Origin of the sequence: Gordonibacter pamelaeae (assembly GCF_003340385.1) — a bacterium.
GTDB classification, from domain to species: Bacteria; Actinomycetota; Coriobacteriia; order Coriobacteriales; family Eggerthellaceae; genus Gordonibacter; species Gordonibacter pamelaeae.
This window is the reverse complement of the sequence record NZ_PPTS01000005.1, coordinates 276447-302330: the sequence shown is the minus strand read 5'-3', so window position 1 is coordinate 302330 and position 25884 is coordinate 276447. Positions and strand designations below refer to the sequence as shown.

The window sequence follows — 25884 nt, the reverse complement described above, 5'->3', positions numbered from 1 at the left end:
CCCTTTTCCAAACAAACATCTTAAAGGAGAACAAAAAACCCCCCCCCCCCCCGACGACTGTTCGAAGCCCCCCTCGCCGCTGCTGAAACCCGGAGGAGGACCGAGGACCGTAGCGTTCGAGAAAACCGTGCTCGTAATGGTCAGAAGTCCTACCACCCTTGTCAGATCGGCGGATTTGGCAAGGCACCTCTTCTCTGATCCGAGGATTCAGGTTCTTTTCACTGTATCCGAACCTCGGTCGGTTTTCTCGAACGAGCTCGAGCTTGCCATAAACAAGAGGGGGCTTCCCTTCGTCCCCTGGAAGAACGCCGTGCTGGAAACGTACGACCTCGCTCTCATCGAAAGCGCTCTCGACCCGTTGCCCGAGATCAAAGCACCCATCATCATGCTTTCCCACGGTGTCGGGCACAATAGCGTCCGATCCGTTGCCGGGGCGAACACGGCGCACTCGAACTGGCTCGACGAAGGGCCCGGAACCATCCTCCCCCGCATAGTGGGATTGGTCTCGGAAGACGAGGCCCGCGTGTTCGGAGACCGCTGCCAGACGGAGGTGCTGGGAGACCCCGTATTCGACTCCATGCTCCAAGCGAGACACCGTCGGGACGAGTTCAGGGATGCGCTCGACATCGGAGACAGGAAATTGGTCGTGCTCTCCTCGACATGGGGTAGGCTTTCGGCTTTCTCGGCACGCCCGCAGATGTTCTCCGAGCTCCTTTCCCTGCTCCCTGCCGACGAATTCGCCATCGCGGCGATCCTCCATCCGAACATATGGATGGGACACGGGCCCTGGCAAATAGAGACCTGGCTAAGAGACGCCCTTGCAGGCGGGCTGAAGCTCATCCCTTTCGAGAGCGGCTGGCAGGCGACCTTGGTCGCAGCCGACTGTCTGGCGGGGGACCACGGATCCGTATCAACCTATGCGAGCATGCTGGGAACCCCCACCTGCCTTTTGAGCTATCCCGAAGACGCGCTTAACGGCGACCTGGCAATCGTGCAGGCCATGGGCTCGAATAAGGCAGTTGAAACGGCTCGTGAGATCGCCGAATTCGCAGAAACAACCTGCAGGCAAGCGAGCCGCGGCGCGCAAAAGCGACCGAACGCCGCCTTCTCCTATGTCGGAAGCTCCATGGAAAGGCTTGCCGTGCTGGCTTACCGTCTGATCGGCCTGGAGCCGTCGAGCACCGCCGTGCTGCCCCTGGCCTTGGAGCCGCCGATTCCAAGAACTTGCAAGCCGCTTTCCTTCTGGGTCGGCTTCGCCCGCACCTCCGATACGGTCGTCGACATGAGAAGAACGCCCTCCTCCGTAGGCCCTTCGGGCATTCGGTCCGACTCGACCCTGCTCGTGGCGTCTTCCGCAGAGAGGAACTACCGACTGGTCCAATCGGCCTCTTGCCTAGTGCTCGAGAACCGCGACGCCGCCGGATGGTGGCAAGATGCCAGCCCCTTTGCCCGATGCGCCTATTTCCAACAAGGCTCATCGGGCCAGTTGTCAGACAGAAATGGAACGCAGGTTCCGTTCAAGGTACCAGCACATGCCGACCGGAACGTACTCGCAGCGATTCTCGCCTACTGCCTCGTACAAGGCGACTTCCGCGGAACGTACCGCATGGGCAAGACCCTCTACACTGTCGGCGAATCGGTAATCAGGTGTGCAAGGATTCCAGAAAGCGGCTAACCTGCTCGTATTCCGCAGAAAGCCCGACGCGTTCGTAATAATCGCGGACCTCCCCGGCGAAGGCTTCTGCATCATCGTCATCCGCCAGGGCATGGAGTGACTCGGCTATCGCGAACAGCGTGTCGTGAGCCCGCCGATATTCACCCAGCTCCGCAAAGATCTCGGCAGCGTCTTTCCCATACGCAAGCGCTTCCCCGTGCTTCCCTGCCGAACGCAATGCGAAGCAGAGCTCCTGCGCACTTTTCGCATACGTGTGCCGATCGCGGTTCTTGTCGACCTCGTCCAATGAACGGCGCGCAGCCTTTTCAGCCTCTTCCGCTTTTCCGAACCTCCGATACGTTCGGGAGAGAAGAAGGTCTTGGATGGAGCATCCGCGCTTGTTGCCCAGCGACTCGTTGCCAGCGCGGGCATACGTGAACTCGGCTACCGCATCGCCTTCGCATCCCAGCTCAGCCAGGCAGATTCCGCGGAACTCGTGGAACATGCACATAACATCGAGCCTGCCCAGCGGCGCGCATTCGACAATGGCGGCATCGATGGAACCGAGCGCCTCGGCGGCCTTGCCGAGCTTTGCCTCCATACCCGACGACATAACCGTCAAGCGCGAGGCTGCAAGTATGTTTCCTGCCTGCCGAGCAGAACGCGAGCAAGCCGAGAACAGCTCGGATCCTGCTTGATAACGAAAGGTTCCGCTATAGAAGGACCAGAGCGCATCGCCGATTGCCCAAGCATCCCCCACGACGCCTTGGTGCGCATTTATGATCTGGGGAACAGCGCCCAAGAGACCGGACTCGGATTCGAACACCTCGAATTCCGTCCTCCCCTTGAGAATATCGCGCACCAGATCGTTCGAGGGAATCCGGTCGTACAGGCGAAGGCGCGCGGGCTTCAAAGAATGATCCAACTCTTGGGACAACACCCGGAAATGGGAGAGCAGCAAGGCATGGACGCTTTCTTGAACCTCGCCAAGAGACCCATCCCCGAGCATCTGAGCCTGCAGGTATGCCCGGATAACGCGAAGAAGCGTCACCTCACTCGACAAGGAAGCATCTCCGACGCCACAGGAGAGTCGAGAGAGACGAACCCGAAGCAGTGAAGCTCCTCCACGATGGACCTCGCTCCGGAAGGGTCGGTACCCCATATGGCGGCAAGCGTTCCAAGGGAAGCCGTCGGAACCGGAAGCGCTGCGAACCCGAGTGCGGCGTCCAGACAGCGCGGATCGAGGGCCTTGCAACACTCTCGCCATACCTCGTCCATCTCTCGGCAGCGGAAAACGTCTTGTTCGGAGCGCATGAGCTTTCGGTGCAGCTCCTTCGCCGACGAGACGCGCTTCCGCCGTAAGATGCTTGCACAGGCCCGTATGGCCAAGGGAAGCCCGAGGCAATGCTCGAGCACCGAATGGATCTCCTCCACCTCGTCATGCGGAAGGACTTGCTGCACCTCCTCGCCCGACAAACCGTACGCAACTCGGACGAAAAGGTCGAGCGAATCGTCCACGTCCAGTTCGCCGAGAGAAACATGGGTGATCTCGGTTTCGAGCGAATCGATATCGGTTCTCGAGCTTGTGGCGAGTACGAGCGAGGACGGCGAATTCGGAACGAAGGGCTCTATCTCCGCATAGCTGGACACGTTCTCCAAAACCACGAGGATGCTTTTGTCGCAGGTGAAGCTGCGGTATTGGGCGGGCAGATCTGAAGGACGCGTACGGGACACGGCATCGGGGCCGATCATTTGGGAAAGCTTGGATCGGAGCATATCGGCCACCGGAGAGGCGCCTCCTTCTTCCGAGGCGGCGAAATCGAGGTAGATCTGCCCGTCGGAGAAATGATCGATCCGTTTCTCGTTTCCCCACTTTTTCACCAGGGCAGACTTGCCGACACCAGGGATCCCGTCAACGACAACCACCTTAGTCGAGGCAGAGTCCGCACACGCATCCTCCAGCAGACCGCGCTCCGCGCTTCTGTCCACGAAGTGCGCGCATGCTGGAGGCAGCTCCCTTGGAAGAGAAGCAACCGCCGCACCCTGGCCCACGTTAACCTGGAAAACAGGCGAGTTCACGAAAAGGCCGATTGCTTCGTTCGATGCCGAGACGACCGCCACTGCCCCACCTCGCCTTACCCCGTCAGAAAAACCCTCTCGAACACCTTGCCCGCACCATACGGCGCAACGCAGCATTGCCGTCTCGTATAGTTTAGCGTCTAGCGTGCGCTATGGCGCAAATCCGTCCTGCGAATTTTTCCCCGCCCGGCTTCGCGCACCGCTCCTCCGCAAACGCCCAAGGCAGAACCATCCGTATAAGGAGGCTGCAGGCAACCGCCGGCCCCATCGGGTGAGCCTACGCGCAGTTCTTCGTGTGGTGGTAGGTGGGGACGGCGGACTCCAGGATGTGGACGGCTTCCTCGTCCGACTTGCCGATGGCGGCTTCCAGCTCGCCGAGCTTGGCGGCCACCTCGTCGTAGCTGATCTCCTGGCCGGTGGATATCATGATGGACTTGTTGTCGGTGGGAAGCGTGCTCTCCTCGTCCATGAGCAGCTCCTCGTACATCTTCTCGCCGTCGCGCAGGCCCGTGAACGTGATCTTCACGTCCACGTCGGGCACGAGGCCCTGCAGCTGGATGAGACCCTTCGCCAGCTCGACGATCTTCACGGGCTCGCCCATGTCGAGGATGAATATCTCGCCGCCATGCGCCATGCCGCCCGCCTGGATGACCAGGCGCGACGCCTCGGGGATGGTCATGAAGAAGCGCTCGATTTCGGGGTGCGTGACCGTCACGGGGCCGCCGGCGGCTATCTGGCGCTGGAACACGGGGATGACGCTGCCGTTCGAGCCCAGCACATTGCCGAAGCGCACGGCGGAGAACACGGTCTTGGACGTGCGCGCGTACAGCTGCATCACCATCTCGCCCATGCGCTTCGTGGCGCCCATGACGCTCGTGGGGTTCACGGCCTTGTCGGTGGAGATGAAGATGAAGCGCGCGGCGCCGAACGCGTCGGCCGCCTTCACCACGTTCAAGGTGCCGAACACGTTATTGTGAAGCGCCTCGCGCGGGCACGCTTCCATGAGCGGCACGTGCTTGTGGGCCGCGGCATGGAACACGGCGCCAGGGCGGTACTTCGCGAACACCTCGGCCACGCGGGACTCGTCGCACACGCTGCCGATCTCGATGACTATCTCGATGTCGTCGTACTCGGACAGCAGCTCGTTGCGCAGCATGTAGGCGTCGTTCTCGTAGATATCGAAGATGACGATGCGCGCGGGCGCCACGCGGCACAGCTGCCGGCAGAGCTCGCTGCCGATGGAGCCGCCGCCGCCCGTGACCAGCACGCACTCGCCGGCGATGTAGCCGGACACGGCGCGGGTGTTCAGGATGATCTCCTCGCGGCCCAGGAGGTCGGCCACGTCCACGTCGCGCAGCCGCACGTCGCCTATCTCGTCGAGCGAGAGCTCGCGTATGTTGGGCAGCGTGCGCAGCTTGCACTCGGTCTTCGTGCACTCGCCGTAGATGCGCTTGCGCTCCTCGAGCGAGGCCGAGGGGATGGCCACGACGATCTGCTCGATGTCGTAGCGATCAACCAGCTCCACGATGTCGTCCGTGGTGCCGGCCACCTTCACGCCGTGGATACGGCTGCCGCGCTTCGAGGCGTCGTCGTCAGTGGCCACGATGGCCACGCCGGGCATGAGCGGGTCCTTCGAGGCCATGCGGCCGATGGCGAGCGAGCCCGTCTCCCCCGCGCCCACGATGAGCGTGCGCGGCCGGTCGCAGGCGCGCTGCGCCGACCCCAGAACGCGCTTCTTCTGGCGCATGACGCGGAATACCAGGCGTATGCCCCCCATGAAGAATATAAGCAGGAAGCACGAGACGAAGAACACGCGGATGGGCAGGCGCACGTCGATGATCCACAGGAACACGGCGCCGATGAGCGTGGAGAGCACCACCGCGAGCATGATCTGGATGGCCTCGTCGACGCTCGCGTACTCCCACAGGTTGTTGTAGAGGCGGAACAGGCCGAGCACCGCCACGTTGATAAGCGCCAGGATGCCCAGCATGAAGTAGATCTCGTTGTTGACGAAGACCTCGTCCTCGACGGCGGTGAGCAAGGATGCGAGCCAGTAGGCGGCGTATGTCGCAACGATGTCGAGCAGCAGCAGGACCGCTGTTCTTTTTGTGATATGAGCGTCCAAGCGCAGCCTCGTCCCCGAGTGGAAAAGCGAATTGATGCCATTTTGCCGACAAGCGCGGCAACCAAAAGGGTATTGTATACAAAGTAACGTAACCTTGCACGGACCAATGCTTTACAGGAGCCTGCTACATGAATAAAACAGCCGTCGCGGACGCATCCGCCGCGACCAACGAAGGGCCGGAAACCTCCGGCGGCCAGCCTGCTCGCGCAAGTAACATCGACGCCATCGTAGCCTATTTCGAGAGCGGCATCACGCCGGCCGGGACAGCCGGCGAGCTGGGCATCGAGCTGGAGCACACCCTCGTGCACGACGATATGAGCCCCGTGGCGTACAGCGGGCCCTACGGCGTGGAATGGCTGCTGGGCCAGCTGGAAGCCGAGTTCCCCCGCACGACGCGCGACCCGGAGGGAGACCTTTTGGGCGTGGCGCGGCCCGGCGAGGCCGTGACCATCGAGCCGGCGGCGCAGGTGGAGCTCTCGGCAGGCCCGTTCGCGAGCCTCGAGGACGCACGCGCGACGTTCGAGCGGTTCGAGCGCACGCTGGACGACGTGCTGGCACCCCACGGCGAGCGCGCGCTCACGGTGGGCTACCACCCCTCCGCCAAGGCGCTCGACCTGGAGCTCATCCCCAAGCGGCGCTACAAGTTCATGAACCTGTACTTGGGCGAGAAGGGGCCGTTCGGGCCGCGCATGATGCGGGGCAGCGCGTCGACCCAGGTGTCGATAGACTACTGGTCGACGGCGGACTGCCTGCGCAAGCTGCGGTTGGCGTTCGCGCTCGTGCCGCTGTTCTCGCTCGTCTGCGACAACGCGCCGGTTTTCGAGGGAGCGCCGCGCACCCACGAGCTGGTGCGCACCGAGATCTGGCGGTACTGCGACCCCGACCGCTGCGGCCTGGTGCCCGGCGTGATGGACCCGGGCTTCGACCTGCGCCGCTATGCGGAGTACCTTTTGGACACGCCGGCCATCCTCATACCGTGCCGCAAGGAGCAGTGGTGCTACTCCGAGCGCACGTTCGGCGAGATATACGCCGAGCGCACCATGACACGCGCCGAGGTGGAGCACGCCGTGTCCATGTTCTTCAACGACGTGCGCCTGAAGACCTATATAGAGATCAGGCCGGCCGACGCGATGCCCGTGCCCTACGTGGTGGCGTACGCGGCGCTGATCAAAGGGCTGTTCTACCACGTGGAGAACCTCGATGCGCTCGACGCGTTGTTCGAAGGCGTGGACGGCGCGGCCGTGGAGGCGGCCAAGGATGCGCTCATGGCCGCAGGATACGAGGCCGAGGTGTACGGAAGGCCCGTGGCCGAGCTGGTCGACGAGATGATGGCGTTGGCGCGGCGGGGCCTCGCGGCGGACGAGCAGGACTTCCTGGAACCGCTCGCACAGCTGGCAGCACAGCGCGTCACGCTGGCCGACCTGGCCGAGGGCAAGGACTAAACCGCCGCCCGCATCCCGAAGCCGCGAAAGCCGCGGCACCGCAACGGCCGGACGGCCGGCCTTCCGGCATGTGGGCGAACGACACGAGAAGAGGAGGCCCGACGTGGACAACACGGGCAAGATGGTGAAGGTGGCGTACAAGGGGTTCTTTGACGACGGCTCCGTGTTCATCGACCAGACGGAGCAGCCCATCGAGTTCCCGTGCCTGGACGGATGGATGCCGCCGGCGTTCATCGACACCGTTCGGGGCATGGCCGTAGGCGAGACGCGGCAGGTGCACGTGGGCGCGAACGAGGCCTACGAGGAGCGCACCGAAGAACGCGTGATGGAGGTGGAGCGCGCGAAGATACCCGCCTCGGTGAAGCTCGTGGTGGGCGAGATGGTGAACCTGGAGGACCCCACGGGCCAGACCTACCCGGCCAGGCTCGTGGAGCTCACGGACGAGAAGGCCGTGTTCGACCTGAACCACGAGGCCATTGCGAAGGCGCTCAACTTCGAGATGACGCTGCTGGACGTGGCCGAGCTGCCGAGCCGCTAGGGCCCGAGCATCGCGCTTACGGAGAGGTCGGCGCACGGCACGGCCGCGAAGCCATCCCATCGCGATGGCGCAGGCGTCCCCTTGACGGACTTGTGGCAACTTGGAGAGGGTTTGCATCCAGCGGAGGAGCCGCGTTCCGCGGTGGGGTAGACTGGATGCACTTTGTTTCAAATCGAGAGGAGCTCGTTCATGAGCAACGAAGGCAAGAAGGTCAAGGTCCACTACACGGGCACGCTGGACGACGGCACGAAGTTCGACTCGTCAGTCGATCGCGGCGAGCCCATCGAGTTCACCTGCGCCGCCGGCCAGATGATCCCCGGCTTCGACGCAGCGGTGAAGGACATGGAGCAGGGCGAGACCAAGACCGTGCACATCCCCGCCGCCGAGGCGTACGGCGAGCGCCGCGAGGAGATGGTGCAGAAGGTGCCCGTGAGCCAGATCCCCAACGGCGACCAGCTTCCCGTGGGGCAGACCGTGTACATGCGCGGCCCGGCCGGCCAGTCGTTCCCCGTGTTCGTGGAGGCCATCGAGGACGGCATCGTCACGTTCGACATGAACCACGAGCTGGCAGGCAAGGACCTGAACTTCGAGATCACGCTGGTGGAGGTCGCCGGCTAACGCCGCCCTCTGATAGAACGGCAACCACGGAAGGCGCCCAAGGGCGCCTTCCGTCATTCTGAAAGACGGCCTGTTCCGCATCCGCAAGCGTCCTCGGCGCGGCCCTCCGGGGCGCAACCGCTCCCAAACGCGCTGCGGCCGGCTCGTCCTCCCCGCCCGCCTCGCAGCAGCACGCCCTCGAAAGCGGACGGGGACAGCACGACCATGACCTCGTCGGTCCCGTCTGCGACCACGACCGGCCGATCCATCCCCTGGATCAGCCGGCAGAGGGTCCGCACGCTCCCTGCGTGCGACAGCTGCAGGACGTCCATGCCGCTCACCCCCTCTCCATGCGGCGCGCCAAATCGAGCATCTGCTCGAAGAAGGCGCAGTGGGCCTGGTGGTTCAGCACGGCGACGCGCCGGGCAAGGCGGCCGAGCGCCTCGACCGTGAAGCGGTCGGGCGGCTGCAGGCCGCAAGCGGACGCCAAGCCTCCGGAGGGCGCCGCGCTGCGGGCTTCGGCCTCCTCGCCTGCCGGATCGGGCCCGCCCGTCAACCGCGCGGCCTTCTCGCAGGCGGTGCGCGCGCGAACCAGGTCATACTCGAACCCGTAGAACGTGAGCTCCCAGAACGCGCTTGCGAGCACGCGGTAGCGCTCGCGGCAGCACCAATCCCCGCCGAGCCACACCTTGCACCCAAGCGTTTCCTCCCACGGTGCGAGCGCATAGCAGCGCTCGCCCCAGTCGTCCACGTCGCCTGCGCCGCCCTTCTCGTCCGCCGCGCGCAGCGCAAGGAATCGCAGGCGCTTGTCGGCCTTTTTCGCCTGGGCATACGAAGTCGCAGGCACCTGCGCGGCACGAACGAGGCGCTCTGCTGCGGCCACGTCGAGCAAAGGCACGAGGGCGGCGTGGAGCCGCCACGCCAGGGTGCTTCCTCGGGCGTCGAGCACGTACGACTCGCGCGGGGCCAGCACCCAGCCCTTCGTCGGCCCGCGCCGCACCTGGAGGGAGGCCATGGCATCGAGCGAGCCATCGAGCCGCTGCGCCATCGCCTCGCGACGTGCCCTGTCGGCGCAGGCATGGCCTTCGGCGAAATCCTCGATGATCACGCGCCGCAGCAGGGCCCGGTCGCATGCGCCGAGCAGCTCCTGGAGGCTGGGCAGGTCGCGCGGACGCAGGCGCTCGCGCTCCCACAGGCTCCCACCGCTCATGGCAGCCTCCCCTCGGTACGGCACGGCCACGCATCGCCCTCGAAGCACACCGTGCTGGGCACGGCAACAGGCGGCCCTGCTTTCAAGGGATCATCCCCGTGACGGGCTCTCGCGGCCGCCTTCGCGCACCCTGCCGTAGACGCGCATGCGAACATGGCAAGACACCTCGCTTCCCTTCGGTTCCTGGGCTGGGAGGATCTTGCAAGCGTGGTACGGGCGGCGCGGAACACCGCCGCCATCTATGGGCTGCGCCCGCCTTCTGCCGCGGCGGACGAAACAGCGCTTGCACTGGCTCCTTCGTTTCGCTAGCAGTATAGCATATTTTTACGAACATTTGTTTTAAATGCTAGGAACTTTGCGAACGGGAGCGATGACGCGTCCTGGCGCGCGCATACACGGCCGCGCCTGCAAGCACGAGGGCGACGATGCCGGCCAGCACCGCCCCGGCGGCGCGCCAGTCCCCGTCGGCGGCCAGCGACGAGGCCAGCACCGACGCCGCGATGGACGGCACGCGGCCGACGGAGGTGATGAGCAGGATGCGCAAGGGCCTCACGCGGGCGAGCGCGGCCGCGTACGTCATGAGATCCTTCGGCAGCCCGGGCACGAGGAAGTACACGAACAGGATGAGCTCGAAGCGCGGCGAGGCCGCGAAGCGCTCCAGGTCGTCCAGCCGCCTGCGCGAGAGGAAGAGCGCGAGGGCCCGGTCGCCCACGAGGCGCACGAGCACGATGATGGCAACGGCGCCCACGAGGCTGCCCGCGAAGCAGACGAGCGCCCCCTTCCAGAAGCCGAAGGCGTACCCTGCGGCCAGCTCGAGCGGCTCGGCCGGCAGCACGGCCGACAGCTGCTGCACCGCCACGAGTCCCGCCAAGGCCACCGGGGCCAGCGGCCCGAGGCGCGCGGCCTGCTCCTGCACCCGGCGCCCGTCGGTGAGCAGCGCGAGCACGTCGCGCCCGTACACGAGCAGCCACCAGGCGATGGACGCAGCCACCAGCGCGATCACGGCGATCGCGACAACGCGCCCTATGCGCTGCCGCCCCGCGTCCTTGGGAGTGTTCTTTTCCATGGGCAGATTGTGCGCCCCGGGAAAGCGCGGAAGGCCGCCGCCCGTCAACGGGCGGGAAACGGTTCCGCACGCTAGCCCCGCACCGCCGTCCCTACCAGGACAGCACCTCGTATCCGTCCTCGGTCACGGCCACCTGGACCTCCCACTGCGCCGTATCGGAGCCGTCGGCCGTGCGCACGGTCCAGCCGTTCGGATCGCCCATGTCGATGTCGGGGCCGCCGGCGTTCACCATGGGCTCGATGGTGAACACGAGGCCCGGCACCAGCACCATGCCCGTACCCGCCTCGGCCACATGGCTCACGAACGGGTCCTCGTGGAAGTCGAGGCCGATGCCGTGGCCGCCGAACTCGCGCACCACCGAGAAGCCGCATGACTTCGCGTGAGCGCTCACGGCCGCGCCCACGTCGCCCAGGAAGCCCCACGGCCTCACGGCAGCCAGACCGGCCTCCAGCGCCTTCTTCGTCTCGTCCACCAGGCGCCGCCGGTCCTCGGACACCTCGCCCAGGCAGAACATGCGCGACGAGTCGGAGTAGTACCCGTCCAGGATGGTCGAGCAGTCCACGTTCACGATGTCGCCCTCGCGCAGCACGACGTCGTCGGAGGGGATGCCGTGGCAGACCTCGTCGTTCACGGACGTGCACACGCTCTTCGGATACCCCTCGTAGCCCAGGTCGGCCGGGATGCCGCCATGCTCCACCGTGTAGTCGTGCACCCAGCGGTCTATCTCGCCCGTCGTGGTGCCCACGCCGATGCGCCCAGCCACGTGGTCGAGCACGCCGATGTTGATGGCCGCGCTGCGCTTGATGCCCTCGATGTCGTCCGCCGACTTCAACAGCCCGCGCTCGGGCAGCTCGCACCCCTGTTCGTACAGCTGCTCGAGGCGCTCGTCGAAGACCAGGTGGCATTTCTTGTACTTGCGCCCGCTGCCGCACCAGCATACGTCGTTGCGACCGGGCTGCTCCACTCCGTCATACATGCGGTTTCCTTTCGCTCGCGGGCTATTGTACCGCGCACCGCCGCGAGCGGCAGCGGGCGGAAGGAAAGTCCCGACAATTCGACCGTCTGGATCGTGTATAGAAGGTAGGCGCCGTCCCCCCGATGGCGCGCCGAAAGGCCGAACCGGAAAGGACGCCCCATGCCGAACCAGCGTCGCCCGACCACCATCGCCCGGTGCGCGGCGATAGCCCTCGCCTGCACGGCCATCGCCGGATGCGCCGCCCCCTCGCAAGGGCCCGCCGATGAGAGCATCCCCTTCACCGCCGATGCATTCGACGAGGAAGCGCACGACCAAGGGCTCGATGCCGGGAAAGGCCTCTCCGCGTCGCGGGGCACCTGCGACGAAGCCCTGGCAGCAGCGCCCTGCCCCGATCCTGCCTCGGTCGGCTCGCCCTACGACCTTGAAGCCATCCTCTCGCTCGACCCGACCCAGATCCCTTCCACGTTGGAGGGGCTCGGGTTCAAGCACGAGAGGGGAGTTCCCACGGGTGCCTGGGAGGGCGTTTCCGCCGAAACGCCCTGCTCACCCGCCGGCTCCACGACGCGCCTGTTCTTCACCGTGGGCGGGAGCGAGACGTCGCCCGAGCTCATGCTGGAGGGAAGGCGCCCGCAGGCCGCGGGCATGGGCATCATGGCCCCGCTCGCCGGCGAGGATGAGGCAGAGGCCGTATGCGCTTCGCTGCTGGAGGCGGCCGGCCTCGAAGACGAGCTGTCCCGCACCGTGGAAGAGAACCATCGCTTCGACCGGCGCATCGTCGCCCGCATCGGGAACTGTCCGGCCGGGAGCACCGGCATCCTGTAGTGCCTGAGCGCTTGGAGCCAGCAGATGCAGGGAGAATCGGCCGCGTACAGCTTTACCTCCTACATGCTCACCGTCTACACGCGCGAGGGCGTGCTGGCCTCCCAGGACCAGAGCCTGCTGGAAGCCATCGGCATCTTCGATGCAGCGGACGCTCCACCGAGCTGACAGGCCGCAGAAAAGGAACCCTCGGCCTGCGCCAATGCGCGAAACCCGTTAAGAAGGGCAGCCGGCAACCTGCAGCCCTACGCGAACTGGCGCTTGGCGCAGCCGATGCCCAGGGCGCCGGGGCCCACGTGGCAGGCGATGCTCAAGGGGAGGCGGTCGACGTAGACGTCGTCCGTGCCGAAGTGGGCGCGCACCTCGTCGGCAAACGCCTGGGCGTCCTCGTCGCGGTTCGTATGCGCCACGTAGAGGTGCACGCCGTCCACGCCGCCGAAGCGCTCCCTCACGTCGCGCGAGAGCGCCTTGACCATGGTGCGCTTCGCGGCCTTGAACGACTTGGCAACCGAGAAGGCATCGAGCTTCTCGCCCTGGATCTGGAGCACCGGCTTGATCTTGAGCACGGACCCGATGGCCGCGGCGGCCGGCGTGATGCGACCGCTCTTGTGCAGGTAGGCCATCGTGTCCACCATGAGGTAGATGCTGGCGTCCAACTTCGTGCTTTCCAGCAGCGCGCACGTCTCGGCCGCCGTGCGGCCCTCGCCGATCCAACGCAGCGCGTCGAGCACCGCCTCGCGCTGCGTGACCGAGATGCGCTGGTTGTCCACCACGTGCACGCGCCCGTTGCAGTGCGCGGCCACCTGGCACGCCGTCTCGCACGAGCCGGACAGGCCGCTGGACATGGGGATGTAGACCACCTCGTCGTACGCTTCGAGCAGCTCGGCCCAACGCTTGCCCAGATCGACGATGGACGGCTGCGACGTGACGATGTCGGCGCCCGCGATCTGGCGCTCGTAGAAGCGCTCGGCGTCCAGGTTCACGCCCTCCAAGCACTCCTCCCCGTCCACGACGAAGGGCATGGGCACCACGTGAACGCCCAGCCGTTCGGCCTCTTCCTGCATGATGCCGCTGTTCGTGTCCGTCGCGACTGCGATGCTCTTTTCCACCTGTTGCCCTCCCAGACAGCAGGCGACGGGATTCCCCCGTCGCCCGATGCAGACGGGCCCCGAATCCCGTCCCTCTTGCTTACCCTACCATTATGGCCGATCGGCTAGCCGCGCACCTCGGCGCCGGTGGCCGCGCACACCTTCTTCACCAACCGCTCATGAGCCTTGTCCACCTCGTCGCTCGTGAGCGTGCGGTCGGCCGCGCGGTACGTGAGCGCGTAGGCCATCGACTTCTTGCCCGCGCCCACGCGCTCCTCGTCGCGGTACACGTCGAACAGGCGCGCGTCCTCCAAGAGCTTCCCGCCCGCCGAGGCCATGCACTGCACGAGCTTCTCGTGCGCAACGCCCTCGTCCACGACGAACGCCACATCCATGGACACGGCCGGGAACGTGGGCACGTCGCGGTAGTCGCGCGCGGGACGCGACGCCTTGGCAAGCGCCTCCACGTCCAGCTCGAACGCCACCACCGGCGCATCCGCCTCGAAGGCGGCCACGGCCAGCGGGTGCAGCTCGCCCACCCAGCCCAGCTCCGCGCCGCCCGCGAGCACCACGGCGGCTCGCCCGGGCTGCAGGTGCGGGGCCTCGTCGGCGGAGAGCGCCTTGAAGCGCAGCTTCGGCAGCGCCAGCTCGCGCGCCAGGCTCTCGACGACGCCCTTGCCGTCGAAGAAGTCGAACGGGGCCGGCGCGGCGTTCCAGCCCGCCTCGCCCATGGCGCCCGCCAACACGCCCGCCAGACGGCGGCGCTCCTTGGGCTGCTTGCGCCCCTCGGCCGCGAAGAACACGGCGCCCGCCTCGTAGAGCTGGACGTTCTTCACGCCGCGGCTCTGGTTGTACGCCACGCTGCGCAAAAGGCCGGGCACGATGCTCTGGCGCATGACGGACTGGTCGGCGTTGAGGGGGTTGATGAGCTCGACCGGCTCGCCCAGCCCCTCGTGCGGCATGCGCAGGCGGTCGAGGTCGCCCGGCTCGGCGAACGAGTAGGTCATCGTCTCGTTGAGGCCGCTCGCGCGCATGACGGCGTTCACCGTGTCCATGACGTGCTCCATCTGCGAGCGCGTGCCCACGCGGCCGGGGCCGCCGGGCAGCGTGGCCGGGATGCGGTCCATGCCCCACAGGCGCAGCACCTCCTCGTACAGGTCGATCTCGCGCTCGAGGTCCGGGCGGAACGTGGGCGCGCCCACGGCCAGCACGCCCGCATCGCCCGCCGGATCGTCGGCCACCGTGCAGCCCAGGCGGCGCAGGATGTCCTCGATGTCGGCGCGCGGGATGTCCGCTCCCATCATGGCGCAGAAGCGCGGCACGCGGAAGCGCAGGTCGGGCGCCGTCGAGGGCGCCGGCCACTCGTCCACGATGCCAGCGCCGTTGCCGGCGGCGGCGCTCACCGTGCCCCCGGCCACCTCCACCATGAGCGCGGCGGCCGCGGCCGAGCGCTCTTCGATGCCGTGGTCGTCCACGCCGCGCTCGTAGCGCATGGAGCTCTCGCTGAACAGGCCCAGGTTGCGGCTCGTGCGGCTCGTGCGGCCCGGTTCGAACGTGGCGGCCTCCAGCAGGATGTCCACCGTCCCGTCCGTGACCTCGGTATCCAGGCCGCCCATGACGCCTGCGAGCGCCACGGCGCCGAGCTCCGGCGTGGAGATGACCGTCATGTCGGGCGTGAGCGCGCGATCCTCGCCGTCGAGCGTGGTCAGGCGCTCGCCTTCGGCGGCCGCGCGCACCACGATGTGCGCCACGCCGTCCGCGTTCTTGAGCTTGTCCAGGTCGAAGGCGTGCAGAGGCTGGCCGAACAGGAACAGGATGTAGTTCGTCACGTCCACGATGTTGTTGATGGAGCGCTGGCCGATAGCGGCCAGGCGCTCGACCATCCAGTCGGGGCTCGGGCCCACCTTGACCCCGCGGATGACACGCGCGGTGTAGCGCGGGCAGCGCGCCGCGTCCTCGATGGTGATCTTCACCGTCTCGTCGACGGGCGCCGCTGAGGCGTCCAGCGCGAGCTTGCCCGCCATACCGGCAAGCGGGCTCTCGTAGTCGGTGCGGTACATGGCACCCACCTCGCGCGCCATGCCCACCATGGAGAGGCAGTCGGGGCGGTTCGGCGTGATCTCCAGGTCGAGCACCGTGTCGGCAAGCTGCGCGTAGTCGGCGATGGGCACGCCCACGGGCGCGTCCTCGGGAAGCACCCAGATGCCCGCGTGGTCGCCGCCCATCCCCAGCTCGCGCTGCGAACAGCACATGCCGCAGCTGGGAACGCCGCGCAGCTTCGACTTCTTGATCTTGAGATCGCCCGGCAGCACCGCGCCCACGCAGGCCACCGGCACCTTGATGCCCGCCGCGATGTTCGGCGCACCGCACACGATCTGCACGGGCTCGCCCGCGCCCACGTCCACCGTGACCACGTGCATGTGGTCGCTGTCCGGGTGCTGCTCGCAGGTGAGCACGTGCCCCACGACCACGCCGTCGAGCGCCGCACCGGTCCTCTCCACCGCCTCGACGCCCGTGCCCGTCAGATCGAGCCGATCGCAGAACGCCTTCGTGTCCGCCGGCACGTCCACGTATTCACTCAACCACTTCAAAGATACTTTCATAGCTTGCGGCTCCTTAGAACTGACGGAGGAATCTCATGTCGCCTTCGACCAGCATGCGCAGGTCGGGGACGTTGTACTTCAGGCAGGCGATGCGCTCCACCCCCATGCCGAACGCGAATCCGGAGTACTTCTCGGGGTCGATGCCGGACATGGACAGCACGTTCGGATCCACCATGCCGCAGCCGAGGATCTCCAGCCAGCCGGTGCCCTTGCAGAACCGGCAGCCCTCGCCGTGGCAGATGCCGCAGCTCACGTCCACCTCGGCCGACGGCTCCGTGAACGGGAAGTAGTGGGCGCGGAACCGCGTTTTGCGCTCCTCGCCGAACAGCTGCTTGCACAGGTAGTCGAGCGTGCCCTTCAGGTCGCCGAACGTGATGCCCTCGTCCACCACCAGGCCCTCGATCTGCGTGAACTGGGGCAGGTGGGAGGGGTCGGCCACGTCGCGGCGATACACCTTGCCGGGCGCGATGACGAAGATGGGAAGCTCGTTGTCCTCCATCGCGTGCACCTGCACGCCCGAGGTCTGCGTGCGCAGGAGCACGTCGGACTCGCCGCGCACCGCGGCCTCGTCGCCGGAGCGGTCCACCACGTAGAACGTGTCGGCCAGGCTGCGGCTGGGATGGTCGGCCGGGGCGTTGAGCGCCTCGAAGTTGTAGTAGTCGGTCTCCACCTCGGGGCCCTCGGCCACCGTGTAGCCCAGGCCGAGGAATATCTCGGAGATCTCGTCGGTGATGCGGTTGATGAGGTGGCGCGTGCCCATCTGCTGGGCGCGGCCCGGCAGCGTCACGTCCACGGCCGCCGCGTCGATGGCCGCGGCCAGCTCGGCGGCATCGAGGGCCGCCTTGCGCGCGGCGAGAGCAGCCTCCACCGCCTCGCGCACCTCGTTAACCGTTTTGCCGACGGCCGCGCGCTCCTCCTTCGGCACCTGCCCCATGCTGCGCAGATGGCCCGTCAGCGTGCCGGCCTTGCCCAGCACGCCGATACGCACCTGCTCGAGCGCGGCGGTGTCGGCCGCCTCCGCGATGCGGGCGAGCGTCTGCTCGCGCAGCGCCGCCACTTCGTCCACGATACCCATGTCCTCGTGCTTCCTTTCCGTCTCTCCCCGCGCCCGCCGCAGCCGGCGCAATGAAAAAGAGCCTTCTCTCGTCCTTGTCGTGTGGGGCACGGCCCCGGTCCAAGGACGAGAGAAGGCTCTCGCGGTACCACCTCGGTTGGCGCGCCTCAGCTGCACGCCCCTCCGCCTGCGGCGGAACGGGCGCGCGGCCGTGGCCGCCCGCTCTTGCGCTCGGTAACGGGAGCACCCGTCGCGCCCTACTGCACGTCTTGCCGCCCCGCTGCCGCCGGGCCGCATCCGCGTTCAAACGCGCTGCTCGGAAGGGAATCGCCGCACCGGTCGCCCGGGTGCTCTCAGCCGGTGGCACCCGTCTCTGATGGCAACCGCGCCGCACGGCGCTGTCTTCGTCATCGCATGTAACGTTGCAGTTTAGCACAAAACGAGGCCGGGGAATGCGACATCGTCACACGCAACATGACATCATCTCCGTGACTCCGCCCGGGCTTTTGTCACATCGGGGCTTTTTGCCACGCCCCTACAGGAAGCGGTAGCTCACGGTGCGCAGGCCCCAGTCGTTGCACGACGAGAAGCCGAACGCCTTCCACACGCCGGGCTGCAGGTCGAGCACGCGGCTGCCGCCGCCCATGTAGCCGCAGTCGTTCACGGTGGCGAGCACCGTCATGCCGCCGTAGGAGATCTCGACGGTGCGCCCGTAGTACTGCCAGTACCGTGGCCACGCCATGGGCACGGCCACGCCCATGGACCAGTCGTCGCACACGGCGCCCGTGGCCGTGGTGCCGGGATTGGGCGTGTAGGGGTCGGTGGAGCCGCCGTATGCCGAGGCGATTCCCGTGGACCAGCCGGCGCCGGGATCGGGCGCGGGCTCCGGCGCCGGGTCGGACCCCGAGCCGCCGTCGGGCGCCGGGGAGGGCGACGGATCGGGCGCGACATCCGTCATCTGGTCGCCGGGGCGCACCGTGTTCGTGTTCGACTCGTCGACGGCCACCGGCTCGGCAGGCGCGGAGCCCTGGGCCTCCGCCTCCTCGATCTTGCGCTGCAGCTCCTCGACCATCGAGGCGTACTCGCCCTGCGCCCCCTGCAGCTTCGTGGAGGCATCGGACACCGTCTGCTCGGCCTGGACCTTCTTCTCCTCGAGTTCGGCCAGCTTTCGGTCCTGCTCGTCCTTCTGCGCGTTCAGGTCCTCCATGAGCGCATCGAAGCGGGCCGAACGCTCCTTCTGCGCCTCGACCTCGTCCACCTGGTACTGCACCACGCTCGAAAGGTAGACCAGGTTGCGCACGAGCTCGTCGAAGCTCTCCGCCTCCAGCAGTAGCTTGACGAGCGACTGGGCCGAGCCCCCGCGGTACTCATAGACCGCCGCCTTGGCCAGGGCCGCGCGCCCGTCGATAACCTCCTGCTGGGCCTCCAGGGCCTGGGCCGTGGTCTCGTCGATGCGTTTCTGCAGGTCGGCGACCTCTTTGACGAGCGCCTCGTGGTCGGCCGCGATGCCCTGACGGTTTGACTCGGCGCCGTCGAGCGCGCCCTGGGCCTCCTCCACGGCGCGCTCGGCCTCGGCCACGGCGGCCTCATCGACCTCGTCGGCCCCTGCCGCCCGCGGCGCGAAGGGAACAAGCCCGCAGGCCAGAAGCGCCGCCAGCAGGCAGCCCAGCACCGCGCGTGCGGCAAGCAGGGCCGCAGGGCGACGGCGCTGCGGGGCCCCGCCTTCGGCGGTCGGCACGGTCACGGTCGGGTGCGCGTTCGGGTTCATGGAGGGTCCTTAGGCTGCGAGCAGCCGGTCGTGCGCTTCGTCGAGCGCGGCGATCAGGTTCAGGATGAGCGGTTCGTTGTCGGTGAAGTACGCGTCATCGTAGTCGGCGTCCGACATGACGGCTACCAGGTAGTCGCCGGCGGCGGACCTGACGATACCCGCGTCGTTGAGCGCGCCCATGTCGTACAGGGGCGTGTCGATCTCGTAGCCGGCCTTCGAGAGCACCTGGTGGTCGGACCCGAGCACCTCGCGGATGAACGAGGTGCCGGTCTGCGCGAGCAGCCCTTCGCAGAAGGAGGCCTGGCCGCCCCCGCTCCTAAGGTACCCGCCCACACCAAGCCAGAGTTTCGCCAGCTCGCGCGGCGTGTAGGAGGGATACCACTCGCCACCCCAGGCCGCAGCGTCCACGCCGGCCGCCGCCGCCCACGCCTCGAAGCCCTCGCTGTATCGGTTGCGGAGCAGCGCATAGCCGGTGTTGTCGGAGTAGACGATGGTATCCGTGAGCACCGTGGCCAGGTCGTAGGTGCTCTGGCCGTCTGAGGCCATGATGCCCGTGCCCTCCGTGACCGTGTCCTCGAAGACCTCGTCGTCGAGCGCCGCCCCTCCCTCGTCGACCAGGGCCTGGGCCACGTACGTGACGAACGGCGCCTTGATGGTGCTCGCCGAGGAGAAGGCTGCGTCGGCGTTGCAGCCAAGGCCGCGCTGGGAGGCGAAATCGTACACGACGAAGCCGGCGTTGCAGCCCGCGCTGCGGAACGCCTCGAGCGCCGCGGCCACGGCGGGCACCTCGGACGGGTCGACGGCACGCTGGGCCCCCGAGGCGTCGAAGAGGTTGACGTCCGCCGTGCCGGACGCCCCATCGAGCACCGCCGGCGCCACGGCGCCCGCCGCGGGCGCCGACGCCGACGCCGTGTCGGGCGGCTGGGCCGCTTCGTCCGCCACGGCGACGGGAAGGTCCGGAGCGGCGTCGGCAACGTCCAGCGACGCGACCGGTTCCTCGGGGCGCTCGGCGGCGGCCCCCATCCCGATCGCCACGCCGAAGAAGGCCACGACGCCCACGAGCGCGAGCGCGGCCGCCTTCGACCACGTCGGCAGGTGCCTTATCCGTCGGCGCAGCCGCCGTATGCCCGAGCCCTTCCCCATCGCCTCGCCGTTCCGCATTCTTTCTGCCGCAACCCCGGCCGCGCTTCGAACGCGCGCTTTCCGTGACGGCTTTTCTGCCGTTTTCCCCACCGAGTATTCCGTAACAGCCGGGCAACGACAAGACGACGCAACCGAACAACACAACAGCGCCACGGTCTGTTCGCATGGTCTCCCCGAGGGGAAAAGGGGGTTAAACGCTTGTCATCACCAGCGCTTTCGCTCCCTCGCGAAGGCGCTTCCGAGAGAGGGCGGCCCCTCTTGGCCGGCACCTGCACCGCCCTGCCATGGGCGACGGCAACGGCTCCGTGGTAGTATAGGCAGGACAATGCCCCCTCCCGCCCCACCGGAAAGGCATCACGTGAGACCCGCTCCCGCCCGCATACGCCTTGCAACCGCCGACGACGCGGACGCCATCCTCGCCGTGTACGCGCCCTTCGTGGACACGCCCGTCACGTTCGAGGAAGAGACGCCCTCGGCCGAAGCGTTCCGCGAGCGGGTCGCAGGCGTGCTCGCCGGCTACCCGTACCTCGTGGCCGAGCAGGACGGATGCGTGATGGGCTATGCCTACGCGCACGCCCAGGCCGAGCGGGCGGCCTACGCCTGGAACGCCGAGCTGTCGGTGTACCTGGCCCCCGGGGCCCAAGGTGCCGGGCTGGGTAGCGCGCTTTACGGAGCCCTGATCGAGCTCGTGCGCCTGCAGGGCATGAAATGCGCCTACGCGCGCGTCACGTTGCCGAACGCGGCCAGCGAGCGCCTGCACGAGGCGTTCGGCTTCCAGCTCATGGGCATCCAGCGCAACGCCGGCTACACCTGCGGCGCCTGGCGCGACGTGGCCTGGCTCTCCCTGCCCCTGGCGGCCTTCGACCCCGCACCCGAGGCGCCCGTCCCGTTCCCCGCCCTGCTGTGCCGCGACGCCGCCGCCGTGGACGGCGTGCTGGACCGCGCGAACGCCGCGGCCGCCGCGCAGCGTCAGCGCGCTTAGGAACCAGCCATGCAGCCCCAACGCCTGTTCGAGATCGTCTACCTCCTGATGGACCGCGGAACCTCCACCACGGCGGAGCTGGCGGCTCGGCTGGAAGTGTCCGAGCGCACGGTGCGCCGCGACGTGGACGCGCTGTCGGCGGCGGGCGTGCCCGTGTACATGACGCGCGGCAAGGGCGGCGGCGTGCACCTCATGGACGGCTACGTGCTGGACCGTTCGGTGCTGAGCGAGCGCGAGCAGAGCGACATCATGGCGGCGCTTTCGGCGCTCAACCGCACCGGCGCCTCCGGCGAGGCGAGCGACGAGACGGCCGCACGCCTCGGCAGGCTGTTCCAGCGCGAGAACGTCGACTGGCTCGACATGGACTTCTCGTTCTGGGGCGCGCCGCCGAACTACCGCGCCGCATTCGACGCCATCCGCAACGCCACGATCGGCCGGCACCCGCTGTCGTTCGCGTACTTCGACGCCGCGGGCAACCGCACCGAGCGCACGGTGGAGCCCGCGCAGCTTGTGTTCAAGGAATCGTCGTGGTACGTGCGCGCCTGGTGCCGCGAGCGCGAGGCCTGGCGCACGTTCAAGCTGTTCCGCATCGACTGGGAGACGATCAGCGTCGCGCCCGACACGTTCGAGGCGCGCCCGATGCCCGCATTCGACGAGGGCGGCCACATGAGGGGCACCGACCGGCTGGTCATGCGCTTCGCTCCCGAAGCGGAATCCCGCGTGCGCGAGGAGTTCGCGCCCGAGACGATAGAGCGCGAGGCGGACGGCAGCTGGCGCGTGACCCTCGCCTGCGACATCGGCGAGCGCACGCGCTCCTACCTGCTATCGTTCGGCCCGCTGCTCGAAGTGCTCGAACCCGCCGACGTGCGCGCCTGGCTGCGCAAGCAGGGCGAAGCCGTCGCCCGGCGCTACGCCGAAGACGAGCCCGACGCCGATCCCGGTGCCGGTGCCTAACAGCTCTCGCGCAGCTCGGCAAGGGCAAGACAAGGGGACGGTTCTCTTGTCCTGCTTGTCCTTTTCGCCTGTTCCAGCTAGCCGCTAGGAAGTTGGCCTTTTCCTGCTCTCGCTCGCTCGACGATCCCCTTGCTCAACCCCGTAAGTCGAGAAATCTGCCTGATGGAGAGACCGCGCACCCGCAAAAGAAGCACTGCCTCCTCTCGCCTTGCCTTGTCGAGCGAGCATACTTCGGCGCATTCCGATACGCCGGCAATCTCCCGAATGAGCATTATCGCCTCCCGATCGCTCAGCCGCGCCGGGTTGTCGATCCCGCAAGGCGGCAGGCCGCCATCCGATTCGCTTTCCACGAGAAGCCTGAAAGCCGACTTGGCCTTGCTCGGATCAGCGTCAAGCATTTCGAGCACGCGCTCTGTGTCGGCAAGTCGGGGCGTCTCCATATACTCGTCGAAGCTCGTCCAGTACGCCGTCGTCTGCCCCACCTCGAGCGGATTCCTGTGTATGTAGCGAACAACGGACAGGAGATATTCGTCTCCCTCGATCGGTTTGCTTTTGTAACGATCTTGGAAAAGATAGCCCCTTCGATCGTATTTCCTGTTGAAGTAGTGCGAATAGCTCAGAAGGATCTTCTTCATCATCGAGGACAGATCGATCCTCCCCTCCTCGACAAGAAGATGGACATGATTCCCCATCAAACACCATGCATGCAGCAGAAAGCCGCATTCGCGCTTGTAGCGGCGGAGTCGCTCCATGAACGCCCGCCGGTCCTCATCGTCGTAGAAGAGCTGCGTCTGGTTTATCCCGCGTACCATCACGTGGTGCAGGCCCGATTCGCTTTTCCTACGTGCTTGTCTCGGCATGCGCATCTCCCTTCCCTGAATGAAGAAGATGATGCTTTGCATCATTTTAATTATAGCGTCCTCGAATCCAAGACGGAGTTGAAATCGCCGAGCAAGACAAGAGAACCGTCCCCTTGTCTTCCGATTTCCAAACTTTCCCGCATAACCGGACACGCCCTGTCCGGTTATGTTCGGTATCGTGCTCCTTGTCAACATTCATCGCTTCGAAAGGACACGAACCATGCAGTACGAAATCGTCGAGCTTCCCGGGCGCACCATCGTGGGCCCCACCATCCGCACGTCGAACAACTCCCCCGAGGAAGTGGCCGCGATCGGCCAGCTGTGGGAACGCTTCATGGGCGAGGGCATGGATCGCACCATCCCCGAGACGCGCGTCGAGCCGTACGGCTGCTTCGGGCTGTACTACGACTACGACATGAGCGACATGGGCTACACGATGCTCGTGGGCTGCGAGACGTCCGCAGACGCACCCGAGGGCATGGAAACCCAGACCATCGCAGCAGGCCGCTACGCGAAGATCGCCATCCGCGGCGGCGACTGCGTGGCAAGCGTGGCCAAGGCCTGGGAGGAGATCTGGGCCGACGAGGAGCTGACGGCGAAACGCGCGTACACGGTGGACTTCGAGGCGTACTTGCCGGGCGAGGACATGTCCTGCGCCGACATCGACGTGTACGTGGCCCTGCGATAACGCCCGCGCCGAACGCGCGGCCCCGTCGGGCAACCGGCTGTTGCTTGACGGGGCCGCGTGCGCCATGGTTCCATGGAACCTGAGTATCGACACCGGGAAAAGGAGCCCTTCATGGCGATCAAGGACACACTCATAGAGATCAGGGAGCGCAACGGCCTCACGCAAGCCGAGATGGCAGAGCGCCTGTTCGTCACGAGGCAAGCCGTGTCGCGCTGGGAGTGCGGCGACACACAGCCGGGCATCGACGCGCTCAAGCTGATCGCCGCAGAGTTCCACGTGCCCATCGAGAAGCTGCTCGACATGCCCTTGCAGGCCGTGTGCCAAAGCTGCGGCATGCCGTTGTCCGATCCGAGCCTGCTGGGCACGGAAGCGGACGGCTCGCCGAGCGAGCACCATTGCAAGTGGTGCTATGCGAACGGCGATTACCTGGGCGCATGCACCATGGAGGACATGGTGGGCATCTGCGTGGCGAACATGACCGGCCCCGATGCGCCCTTCACCGAGGACGAGGCGCGCGCCTATATGGAGGCGCTGCTGCCAACGCTCGACCGCTGGAAGGGCGCCGCGAGCGACTGACATCCCCACCATCCCCGACGACCGACGGAGGACCGCATGGCTGCCGCGTTCGATTTCAAGAAGGAATACAAGGACCTGTACCTGCCGCGGGCGTTGCCGATGCTCATCGACGTGCCGACGATGACGTTCGTCGCAGTAGCCGGCTCGGGCAACCCCAACGAGGACAACGGCGACTACGCCGAGGCGCTCGGACTGCTCTACGCCTTCTCGTTCACCGTCAAGATGGCGAAAAAGGGCGACTGGCAGCCGGACGGCTACTTCGACTACGTCGTGCCGCCGCTCGAGGGGCTGTGGTGGGGAGGCGGGTTCGACGGGACGCGCATCGAGGACAAGGACGCGCTCAACTGGGTGTCGATGATCCGCCAGCCCGACTTCGTCACGCCGGAGGTGCATCGCTGGGCGCGCGAGCAGGTTGCCGCCAAGAAGCCCGAGCTCGACGTCGGCCGCGCCCGGCTCGTGCGCTTCGCCGAAGGCCCCTGCGCGCAGATCATGCACAAGGGGCCCTACGACGACGAGCCCGCCACGGTCGCCGCGCTCGAGGAGTTCGTCCGCGCGTCCGGCCTCGAAAGCGGCATCACCGACCCTGCAAGCCCCGAGGCGCTGATGGACGCGCTCGACGCGGACGGCGGCGTTCCCCCGGTGCGCCTGCACCACGAGATCTACCTGGGCGATCCGCGCCGGACGAAACCCGAGAACCTGCGCACCGTGCTGCGTCACCCCGTTCAGCCCGCCTCCGCATGAGCGACGCCGCGCCCTGCCCCTGCCCCGTCGTCCGTGCGCGCTCGATCCTCCAGAAGGTGCGCTACAACGGCGACGAATGGTTCGGCATCGACTACAACATGAACCTCTACCGCGGCTGCTGCCACGGGTGCATCTACTGCGACAGCCGAAGCGAATGCTACCGCATCGACGACTTCGACCGGGTGAGCGTCAAGTTCGACGCGCTGGCCATCCTGCGGCGCGAACTGCGCAGCCGCCGCATCCGCGGCATCGTGGGCATCGGCGCCATGTCCGACACCTACAACCCCTTCGAGCGCCAGCTGCGCGTCACGCGCGGTGCGCTCGAACTGGTGGAGGAGTTCGGCTTCGGCGTGTCGGTGGACACGAAGAGCACGCTCGTCACGCGCGATGCCGACCTGCTGGGCGCCATCGGCCGACAGGGCGGCGCCATCGCGAAGATCACCGTCACCACGGCCGACGACGAGCTGGCGCGCATCATCGAACCGCACGCGCCCTCGCCGAGCGAGCGTTTCGCGGCGCTCGCCGAGCTGGCGGATGCCGGCGTGTTCTGCGGCGTGCTGTTCACCCCGACGCTGCCGTGGGTGACCGACGACGACGCCACGGTGCGAGGCGTCGTCGAGGACGCGGCTGCGGCCGACGCGCGGTTCGTCTTCCATATGACGGGCGTCACGATGCGCGACCGCCAGCGCGATCACTTCCTCGACCGCATCGCAGCCGTCGACCCCGAACTGCCCGAGCGCTACCGCGCCGCATACGGCGAGCGTTACTTCTGCAACAGCCCGCGCACGTCCGAGAACCGCGCCTTGTTCCGCGCGCTGTGCAAGCGGCACGGGCTTCTTTGGCGCATGTCCGACATCATCAAGGCGTACAAGCCCGCCCAGCCCCTCGGCGCGCAGGGCAGCCTGTTCTGACCGGCAGACG

At 67.0% G+C, this 25884-nt stretch carries 24 protein-coding genes; 12 read left to right on the top strand and 12 right to left on the bottom strand.

The annotated features are described in order from the left end of the window. Positions 1 to 1675, top strand: a 1675-nt coding sequence (locus C1877_RS09875; RefSeq protein ID WP_220149909.1) for a hypothetical protein, incomplete at its 5' end; no start/stop codon positions are given. Here the strand turns inward: C1877_RS09875 and C1877_RS09870 are convergent. From C1877_RS09870 to C1877_RS09860, 3 genes are all read right to left on the bottom strand, one after another. Continuing rightward, positions 1644 to 2717 (bottom strand): hypothetical protein, encoded by a 1074-nt coding sequence (locus C1877_RS09870; RefSeq protein WP_147274542.1) that lies wholly within the window; start codon positions 2715 to 2717, stop codon positions 1644 to 1646. The two genes, C1877_RS09875 and C1877_RS09870, sit on opposite strands and share 32 nt — an antisense overlap. Next, complete coding sequence (locus tag C1877_RS09865; protein ID WP_181813828.1) at positions 2702 to 3775, bottom strand: NB-ARC domain-containing protein; 1074 nt, start codon at positions 3773 to 3775, stop codon at positions 2702 to 2704. Before C1877_RS09865 ends, C1877_RS09870 begins: the two co-directional genes overlap by 16 nt. A 235-nt stretch (positions 3776 to 4010) precedes the next feature. Next, positions 4011 to 5858, bottom strand: a complete 1848-nt coding sequence (locus C1877_RS09860) for a polysaccharide biosynthesis protein (protein WP_041238678.1) — start codon at positions 5856 to 5858, stop codon at positions 4011 to 4013. 128 nt (positions 5859 to 5986) lie between these two features. Between C1877_RS09860 and C1877_RS09855 the strand changes: the two genes are divergently transcribed. From C1877_RS09855 to C1877_RS09845, 3 genes are all read left to right on the top strand, one after another. Next, positions 5987 to 7300 carry a glutamate-cysteine ligase family protein gene (locus C1877_RS09855; protein ID WP_015538640.1) on the top strand — a complete coding sequence of 438 codons (1314 nt, stop codon included), beginning with the start codon at positions 5987 to 5989 and terminating at the stop codon, positions 7298 to 7300. A gap of 103 nt (positions 7301 to 7403) precedes the next feature. Beyond that, positions 7404 to 7838, top strand: a complete 435-nt coding sequence (locus C1877_RS09850) for an FKBP-type peptidyl-prolyl cis-trans isomerase (protein ID WP_041238679.1) — start codon at positions 7404 to 7406, stop codon at positions 7836 to 7838. A 189-nt stretch (positions 7839 to 8027) separates the two neighbouring features. Beyond that, on the top strand, positions 8028 to 8456 hold the full coding sequence (locus C1877_RS09845) for an FKBP-type peptidyl-prolyl cis-trans isomerase (RefSeq protein ID WP_015538641.1): 429 nt from the start codon (positions 8028 to 8030) through the stop codon (positions 8454 to 8456). A gap of 316 nt (positions 8457 to 8772) precedes the next feature. On the opposite strand, the gene C1877_RS09835 is transcribed toward C1877_RS09845, so the two are convergent. From C1877_RS09835 to C1877_RS09825, 3 genes are all read right to left on the bottom strand, one after another. After that, on the bottom strand, positions 8773 to 9645 hold the full coding sequence (locus tag C1877_RS09835) for a hypothetical protein (protein ID WP_015538643.1): 873 nt from the start codon (positions 9643 to 9645) through the stop codon (positions 8773 to 8775). Between the two features lie 346 nt (positions 9646 to 9991). Then, complete coding sequence (locus C1877_RS09830; protein WP_147274541.1) at positions 9992 to 10711, bottom strand: TVP38/TMEM64 family protein; 720 nt, start codon at positions 10709 to 10711, stop codon at positions 9992 to 9994. Positions 10712 to 10802: 91 nt separating this feature from the next. Next, positions 10803 to 11687, bottom strand: a complete 885-nt coding sequence (locus C1877_RS09825) for a methionyl aminopeptidase (protein WP_015538644.1) — start codon at positions 11685 to 11687, stop codon at positions 10803 to 10805. Between the two features lie 159 nt (positions 11688 to 11846). Here C1877_RS09825 and C1877_RS09820 point away from each other — a divergent pair, with 159 nt between their 5' ends. Further along, positions 11847 to 12509, top strand: coding sequence for a hypothetical protein (locus tag C1877_RS09820; protein WP_015538645.1), 663 nt, complete (start codon positions 11847 to 11849; stop codon positions 12507 to 12509). A gap of 24 nt (positions 12510 to 12533) precedes the next feature. Beyond that, on the top strand, positions 12534 to 12674 hold the full coding sequence (locus tag C1877_RS15350) for a hypothetical protein (protein WP_015538646.1): 141 nt from the start codon (positions 12534 to 12536) through the stop codon (positions 12672 to 12674). 77 nt (positions 12675 to 12751) lie between these two features. Here C1877_RS15350 and C1877_RS09815 read toward each other — a convergent pair whose 3' ends face one another. The 5 genes from C1877_RS09815 to C1877_RS09795 all read right to left on the bottom strand — a co-directional run bounded on the left by C1877_RS09815 (position 12752) and on the right by C1877_RS09795 (position 20162). Beyond that, positions 12752 to 13615 carry a DegV family protein gene (locus C1877_RS09815; RefSeq protein WP_041238683.1) on the bottom strand — a complete coding sequence of 288 codons (864 nt, stop codon included), beginning with the start codon at positions 13613 to 13615 and terminating at the stop codon, positions 12752 to 12754. Between the two features lie 104 nt (positions 13616 to 13719). Continuing rightward, positions 13720 to 16197 (bottom strand): phenylalanine--tRNA ligase subunit beta, encoded by a 2478-nt coding sequence (pheT, locus tag C1877_RS09810; RefSeq protein ID WP_114569058.1) that lies wholly within the window; start codon positions 16195 to 16197, stop codon positions 13720 to 13722. Between the two features lie 13 nt (positions 16198 to 16210). Then, positions 16211 to 17272 (bottom strand): phenylalanine--tRNA ligase subunit alpha, encoded by a 1062-nt coding sequence (pheS, locus tag C1877_RS09805; RefSeq protein WP_114569057.1) that lies wholly within the window; start codon positions 17270 to 17272, stop codon positions 16211 to 16213. A gap of 514 nt (positions 17273 to 17786) precedes the next feature. Then, positions 17787 to 19019, bottom strand: a complete 1233-nt coding sequence (locus tag C1877_RS09800; RefSeq protein WP_114569056.1) for a coiled-coil domain-containing protein — start codon at positions 19017 to 19019, stop codon at positions 17787 to 17789. 9 nt (positions 19020 to 19028) lie between these two features. Continuing rightward, entirely contained in the window at positions 19029 to 20162 is a 1134-nt protein-coding gene (locus C1877_RS09795) for a serine hydrolase (protein WP_114569055.1), read from the bottom strand. Between the two features lie 358 nt (positions 20163 to 20520). On the opposite strand from C1877_RS09795, the gene C1877_RS09790 reads away from it, so the two are divergent. Together C1877_RS09790 and C1877_RS09785 are read left to right on the top strand one after the other, a co-directional pair. Beyond that, complete coding sequence (locus C1877_RS09790; protein ID WP_220149908.1) at positions 20521 to 21144, top strand: GNAT family N-acetyltransferase; 624 nt, start codon at positions 20521 to 20523, stop codon at positions 21142 to 21144. 9 nt (positions 21145 to 21153) lie between these two features. After that, positions 21154 to 22098: a helix-turn-helix transcriptional regulator gene (locus tag C1877_RS09785; protein WP_114569053.1), complete on the top strand. Its 945-nt coding sequence runs from the start codon at positions 21154 to 21156 to the stop codon at positions 22096 to 22098. A 77-nt stretch (positions 22099 to 22175) separates the two neighbouring features. On the opposite strand, the gene C1877_RS09780 is transcribed toward C1877_RS09785, so the two are convergent. Continuing rightward, on the bottom strand, positions 22176 to 23003 hold the full coding sequence (locus C1877_RS09780; RefSeq protein WP_015538647.1) for a transposase: 828 nt from the start codon (positions 23001 to 23003) through the stop codon (positions 22176 to 22178). 175 nt (positions 23004 to 23178) lie between these two features. Between C1877_RS09780 and C1877_RS09775 the strand changes: the two genes are divergently transcribed. From C1877_RS09775 to C1877_RS09760, 4 genes are all read left to right on the top strand, one after another. Further along, on the top strand, positions 23179 to 23646 hold the full coding sequence (locus C1877_RS09775; RefSeq protein ID WP_041238691.1) for a GyrI-like domain-containing protein: 468 nt from the start codon (positions 23179 to 23181) through the stop codon (positions 23644 to 23646). A gap of 111 nt (positions 23647 to 23757) precedes the next feature. Next, positions 23758 to 24222 (top strand): zinc ribbon domain-containing protein, encoded by a 465-nt coding sequence (locus C1877_RS09770; protein ID WP_015538649.1) that lies wholly within the window; start codon positions 23758 to 23760, stop codon positions 24220 to 24222. Positions 24223 to 24258: 36 nt separating this feature from the next. Beyond that, on the top strand, positions 24259 to 24963 hold the full coding sequence (locus C1877_RS09765) for a GyrI-like domain-containing protein (RefSeq protein WP_015538650.1): 705 nt from the start codon (positions 24259 to 24261) through the stop codon (positions 24961 to 24963). Next, entirely contained in the window at positions 24960 to 25874 is a 915-nt protein-coding gene (locus C1877_RS09760; protein ID WP_015538651.1) for an SPL family radical SAM protein, read from the top strand. Before C1877_RS09765 ends, C1877_RS09760 begins: the two co-directional genes overlap by 4 nt. Positions 25875 to 25884 lie beyond the last annotated feature (10 nt).

Bases quoted from the DNA above. Each gene is read 5' to 3' on its own strand.
- C1877_RS09780 (WP_015538647.1), bottom strand. From the start codon at position 23,003: ATGATGCAAAGCATCATCTTCTTCATTCAGGGAAGGGAGATGCGCATG.
- C1877_RS15350 (WP_015538646.1), top strand. From the start codon at position 12,534: ATGCAGGGAGAATCGGCCGCGTACAGCTTTACCTCCTACATGCTCACC.
- pheT (WP_114569058.1), bottom strand. From the start codon at position 16,197: ATGAAAGTATCTTTGAAGTGGTTGAGTGAATACGTGGACGTGCCGGCG.
- C1877_RS09795 (WP_114569055.1), bottom strand. From the start codon at position 20,162: ATGGGGAAGGGCTCGGGCATACGGCGGCTGCGCCGACGGATAAGGCAC.
- C1877_RS09830 (WP_147274541.1), bottom strand. From the start codon at position 10,711: ATGGAAAAGAACACTCCCAAGGACGCGGGGCGGCAGCGCATAGGGCGC.
- C1877_RS09835 (WP_015538643.1), bottom strand. From the start codon at position 9,645: ATGAGCGGTGGGAGCCTGTGGGAGCGCGAGCGCCTGCGTCCGCGCGAC.
- C1877_RS09825 (WP_015538644.1), bottom strand. From the start codon at position 11,687: ATGTATGACGGAGTGGAGCAGCCCGGTCGCAACGACGTATGCTGGTGC.
- C1877_RS09785 (WP_114569053.1), top strand. From the start codon at position 21,154: ATGCAGCCCCAACGCCTGTTCGAGATCGTCTACCTCCTGATGGACCGC.
- C1877_RS09770 (WP_015538649.1), top strand. From the start codon at position 23,758: ATGGCGATCAAGGACACACTCATAGAGATCAGGGAGCGCAACGGCCTC.
- C1877_RS09760 (WP_015538651.1), top strand. From the start codon at position 24,960: ATGAGCGACGCCGCGCCCTGCCCCTGCCCCGTCGTCCGTGCGCGCTCG.
- C1877_RS09775 (WP_041238691.1), top strand. From the start codon at position 23,179: ATGCAGTACGAAATCGTCGAGCTTCCCGGGCGCACCATCGTGGGCCCC.
- C1877_RS09845 (WP_015538641.1), top strand. From the start codon at position 8,028: ATGAGCAACGAAGGCAAGAAGGTCAAGGTCCACTACACGGGCACGCTG.
- C1877_RS09820 (WP_015538645.1), top strand. From the start codon at position 11,847: ATGCCGAACCAGCGTCGCCCGACCACCATCGCCCGGTGCGCGGCGATA.
- pheS (WP_114569057.1), bottom strand. From the start codon at position 17,272: ATGGGTATCGTGGACGAAGTGGCGGCGCTGCGCGAGCAGACGCTCGCC.
- C1877_RS09765 (WP_015538650.1), top strand. From the start codon at position 24,259: ATGGCTGCCGCGTTCGATTTCAAGAAGGAATACAAGGACCTGTACCTG.
- C1877_RS09855 (WP_015538640.1), top strand. From the start codon at position 5,987: ATGAATAAAACAGCCGTCGCGGACGCATCCGCCGCGACCAACGAAGGG.
- C1877_RS09800 (WP_114569056.1), bottom strand. From the start codon at position 19,019: ATGAACCCGAACGCGCACCCGACCGTGACCGTGCCGACCGCCGAAGGC.